Below are 1,578 nucleotides of genomic sequence, written 5' to 3'. Positions count from 1 at the left end.
GCGCCGAGCGGTTCGTCCATCAGGACAAGATTTGGTTCGAAGATCAGGGCGCGGGCAACCGCGACGCGTTGTTGCTGGCCACCCGAAAGCTGCGCCGGACGCCGGTTGCCGAATTCGGGCAACTGGACCATGTCGAGAACGTTCCTGACACGTCGCGTCACCTCGTCGCGGCCAAGTTTGCGGACCTCGAGCGGGAAAGCCAGGTTTTCGGCGACCGTCATGTGCGGGAAAAGCGCGTAGTTCTGGAACACCATGCCGATGCCGCGACGATTGGCGGGAACGTTGTCGATGCGCTGACCGTCAATGAGGATTTCGCCCTCGGTCGTATCTTCGAACCCCGCAAGCATCATCAACGCCGTCGTCTTGCCAGACCCGGAAGGCCCCAGCAGCGTCAGGAATTCGCCGCGCATGATTTCCAGGTCGAGCTGACGCACCGCCTGGACCGTCTGCCCGTAGCGCTTGCTGACGCCACGAAACTCGACATGAACCGGGCCACGCGGGGATCCGCCCATCACCGCGCCTGCGCCTTGGGATCACGGCGTGCCGAAGCCGGGCGTTTGCGCGCAGGCTGAGCCTCAGCCGCCGCGGCGGCGCGAAGAATGATGTCGGCGGCCTCGCGCAGGTCGGCCACCAGCGCCTTGCGCGCAGCCGCGCCATCGGCGCGACGCAGCGCCGCGAGCATTTCGTCATGATGGTCAAGGCCCAGGCCGTAGGTCACGTCCGAGCGGACGATGTTCAAGAACGGTCCTGCTTGCAGCCACAATTTCTCGATGATTTGCTGGATGAGAGGTGACCGCGCGGCATGGTACATCGTGAAATGGAAGCGCCTGTTCAAGCCGAGATAGCTAGCCATGACATTGCTCTCGACGCATTCGCGCATCAGCCCGTTCAGCTTCGCCAATTCATCGAGTTCTTCGGGCGTGATGGTCGTCGCGGCCCACTCGGCCGCCGTTCCTTCGACGCTGCAGCGCACACGCACCAGATCCGAAATACGCGCCACCGTGGCCTCGGGGACGATGACGCCCCGATTTGGGTGGTCGAACATTGCCTCGTCGCTGACGAGTTGCCGCAAGGCCTCGCGCACCGGCATGGCGCTGGTCCGGTACTGTTCGGCAAGCTGTCGCACGACCAGTCTTTGGCCGGGCAGGAAGTCACCGTTCATCAGTGCTTCCTTCAAGCCCGTATGGACACGAACATGAGCTGTCTTTTGCGCGGCTGAGCCGGCACTGGCATTCTTGCGATCAAGCATCAGTTTGTCCGGCGCGGCAGTATTTTGAGGTTGCTCGACAGGAAATCGTCGAATGCGCCGGCGAAGCCGTCGAGTTCGGTGTCGCCAAATGGCAGTGACAACGCCAGCATGCCGCGCGGCGTCACGTAGTACCCTCGCAACAGCATTTCGATATGCCAAAGCGCAATCACCGAAGGATCGGCATCGTCGAGCCGCGCCGGAGTGTCCACCGGCCCCCTGACGAAATGCAGGTTCATCAACGACCCACGCCCTATGACGATGCCCTCGACGCCATGCCTTTCAAGGGAGACGTTCATCGCTTCGCGCAAGCGATCGCCGCGCCCATTGAT

At 62.7% G+C, this 1,578-nt stretch carries 3 protein-coding genes; all 3 read right to left on the bottom strand.

All coding sequences use genetic code 11. The features are described 5' to 3' along the window. The coding region (locus EN939_RS33485; RefSeq protein WP_127271742.1) for an ABC transporter ATP-binding protein at window positions 1–512 on the bottom strand (512 nt) is incomplete at its 3' end. Continuing rightward, window positions 512–1,249, bottom strand: a complete 738-nt coding sequence (locus tag EN939_RS33480) for a GntR family transcriptional regulator (RefSeq protein ID WP_127270373.1) — start codon at window positions 1,247–1,249, stop codon at window positions 512–514. The genes EN939_RS33485 and EN939_RS33480, both read right to left, overlap by 1 nt. Beyond that, the coding region (locus tag EN939_RS38325; RefSeq protein WP_206528417.1) for a hypothetical protein at window positions 1,249–1,578 on the bottom strand (330 nt) is incomplete at its 5' end. The genes EN939_RS38325 and EN939_RS33480, both read right to left, overlap by 1 nt.

The organism is Mesorhizobium sp. M7A.F.Ca.CA.002.05.1.1 (assembly GCF_003998335.1).
Taxonomy (GTDB): domain Bacteria; phylum Pseudomonadota; class Alphaproteobacteria; order Rhizobiales; family Rhizobiaceae; genus Mesorhizobium.
The sequence above is the reverse complement of the archived record's forward strand: the minus strand, read 5'-3'. Positions and strand labels throughout refer to the sequence as shown.

Excerpts from the sequence above, each read along its gene's own strand:
- EN939_RS33480 (WP_127270373.1), bottom strand. The coding sequence starts at position 1,249 with ATGCTTGATCGCAAGAATGCCAGTGCCGGCTCAGCCGCGCAAAAGACA.